Source organism: Streptococcus sp. VTCC 12886 (assembly GCF_049893425.1).
Taxonomy (GTDB): Bacteria; Bacillota; Bacilli; order Lactobacillales; family Streptococcaceae; genus Streptococcus; species Streptococcus suis_AA.
Window position 1 is genome coordinate 1 of sequence record NZ_JBMVJB010000067.1, and the last position, 2,620, is coordinate 2,620.

The following is a 2,620-nucleotide window of genomic DNA, read 5'->3' on the forward strand; positions in this document are numbered from 1 at the left end:
AGAACGCCTGAAGTAGTTGGGGGTTGCCCCCTGTTAGATACGGTAGTCGCTTAGCAATATTTGGAGAGAAATCTCCACATGGGAGTTTAGCTCAGCTGGGAGAGCATCTGCCTTACAAGCAGAGGGTCAGCGGTTCGATCCCGTTAACTCCCATTTAAGCGGGTGTAGTTTAGTGGTAAAACTACAGCCTTCCAAGCTGTTGTCGCGAGTTCGATTCTCGTCACCCGCTTTGAACATTTCGTTCTTTTTACCAAACTTTTATAAGGGTTTGGGCGCGTAGCTCAGATGGTTAGAGCGCACGCCTGATAAGCGTGAGGTCGGTGGTTCGATTCCACTCGTGCCCATTTTATATGGTCCGTTGGTCAAGGGGTTAAGACACCGCCTTTTCACGGCGGTAACACGGGTTCGAATCCCGTACGGACTATATTTTTGAGGAGCTAATGCTCCTTTTTTTTTGTTTTTAAACTCGTATTTGCTTTTCTTTTGATATAATAGTTCTATGAAGAAATTATCGAATAACATATCTGTATTACCTGGCATAGGTCCAAAATCAGCTGAAAAGTTTAGTAAGCTTGGGATTGATTCAGTTGAGGATGCCTTACTTTATTTCCCTTTTCGTTACGAAGATTTTGAAGTTAAATCTGTATTTGATTTGCAGGATGGGGAAAAAGCTGTTTTAAAGGGTCAGGTTGTAAGTCCGGCGACGCTCCAATATTATGGGAAGCGAAATCGGTTAAGATTTTCTATTAAGCAGGGAGAAATTGTTGTTTCTGTCTCTTTTTTTAATCAATCATATTTGGCAGATAAGGTTGTTCCTGGACAAGAACTGGTCGTTTGGGGAAAATGGGATAAGGCGAAGGCTAGTTTGACTGGGCTTAAGATTTTATCACATCAAAGCGAGGACTTACAGCCAGTTTATCATGTCTCACAAGGTATTTCTCAGGCCAGTATTGTGAAATTAATTCGTTCTGCTGTAGATACGGGGTATTTGGATTTGGTTCCTGAAAATATTCCAGAGATTCTATTATGCCATTATCAATTAATGGATAGAAAACGAGCTATTTATGCTATGCATTTTCCGAATGATTTGGAAGAATATCGCCAAGCCCTCAGAAGAGTTAAATTCGAGGAATTATTATATTTCCAATTGCAGCTACAACTGTTAAAGCATGAAAATCGGAATATTTCAAATGGATTAGAAATTCAGTATGTTGAGGACTTTCTTCAAAGAAAAATAGAAACCTTGCCTTTTTCACTGACAGATGCGCAAGAGAATGCTTTAAATGAAATTTTACAAGATATGAAGCATCCAGGTCATATGAATCGTTTGTTACAAGGTGATGTTGGTTCTGGTAAGACGGTTGTTGCTGGTTTAGCCATGTACGCTACGGTAACTGCCGGTATGCAGGCTGCAATAATGGTTCCGACAGAAATTTTGGCAGAGCAGCATTATGAAACTCTTAGTTCTTTATTTCCTGAATGTAAAATTTCATTATTAACTGGTAGTATGAAAGTTGGAGAGAAAAGAGAGGCGTTAGAGCATATTGCTAGTGGGGAGGTCCATATGATTGTTGGGACACATGCTTTAATTCAAGAAGGTGTTACTTATCACAAATTGGGATTAGTTATTACGGATGAACAACATCGTTTTGGGGTCAAACAACGGAAGTTGTTTCGTGAAAAGGGTGAAAACCCTGATGTGCTAATGATGACGGCTACTCCAATTCCTCGAACATTGGCAATCACTGCTTTTGGAGATATGGATGTTTCCATTATTGATCAATTACCAGCAGGAAGGAAACCAATTGTAACAAGATGGGTGAAGCATGCTCAATTGCCAGTTTTATTGTCATGGCTTGAGAAGGAATTGAAAAAAGGGGCTCAGATTTACTTTATTTCACCTTTGATTGAAGAATCCGAGATGCTCGATTTAAAAAATGCCATTGATCTAAAAGTGGAGTTGGAACACCATTTTGGCTCAAAAGCATCGATTGAATTATTGCATGGAAAAATGAAAAATGATGAAAAAGAAGCAATCATGCAGAAGTTTAAGCATGGGAATGTGGACATATTGGTTTCAACTACAGTTATAGAAGTTGGTGTCAATGTACCGAATGCTACGATAATGATCATTATGGATGCGGATCGTTTCGGGCTGAGTCAATTACACCAGTTGCGGGGTCGTGTAGGTCGTGGAGTGAAGCAATCTTACGCCATCTTGGTCGCGGATCCTAAAACAGAATCTGGTAAAGAGCGTATGGCCACAATGACCGAGACAACGGATGGTTTTGTTCTGGCAGAAGTTGATTTAAAAATGCGGGGTTCAGGTGAAATTTTCGGAACACGACAATCGGGCTTACCGGAATTTCAAGTTGCTAATATTATTGAGGATTATCCTATTTTAGAAGAGGCTAGGCGTGTGGCTCAGCGGATTGTCACGGAAGAAAATTGGCGGAACAATCCAATGTGGTTCTGTTTACTGGAAAATTTAGAACATCAATCGATATTGGATTAAATGTTTGAGGAACCTTAGGGGTTATATGGTAACCGCCCAATAACAAGGTATATTGAAAAAGGATCCAAAGTCCTGTCGACTCTGGAACCTTTTTCTATTTACATA

Annotated in this window: 1 protein-coding gene and 4 tRNA genes; all 5 read left to right on the forward strand. The window is 40.1% G+C overall.

The features are described from left to right. Nucleotides 1–80 precede the first annotated feature (80 nt). The 5 genes from ACPC57_RS11460 to recG all read left to right on the forward strand — a co-directional run bounded on the left by ACPC57_RS11460 (nucleotide 81) and on the right by recG (nucleotide 2,515). Nucleotides 81–153, forward strand: a tRNA-Val gene (locus ACPC57_RS11460). Between the two features lie 5 nt (nucleotides 154–158). Then, nucleotides 159–229: transfer RNA gene (locus ACPC57_RS11465), tRNA-Gly, on the forward strand. A gap of 41 nt (nucleotides 230–270) precedes the next feature. Continuing rightward, nucleotides 271–344, forward strand: a tRNA-Ile gene (locus tag ACPC57_RS11470). Nucleotides 345–352: 8 nt separating this feature from the next. Then, nucleotides 353–424, forward strand: a tRNA-Glu gene (locus ACPC57_RS11475). A gap of 75 nt (nucleotides 425–499) precedes the next feature. Next, entirely contained in the window at nucleotides 500–2,515 is a 2,016-nt protein-coding gene (gene recG, locus ACPC57_RS11480; protein WP_434066997.1) for an ATP-dependent DNA helicase RecG, read from the forward strand. Nucleotides 2,516–2,620 lie beyond the last annotated feature (105 nt).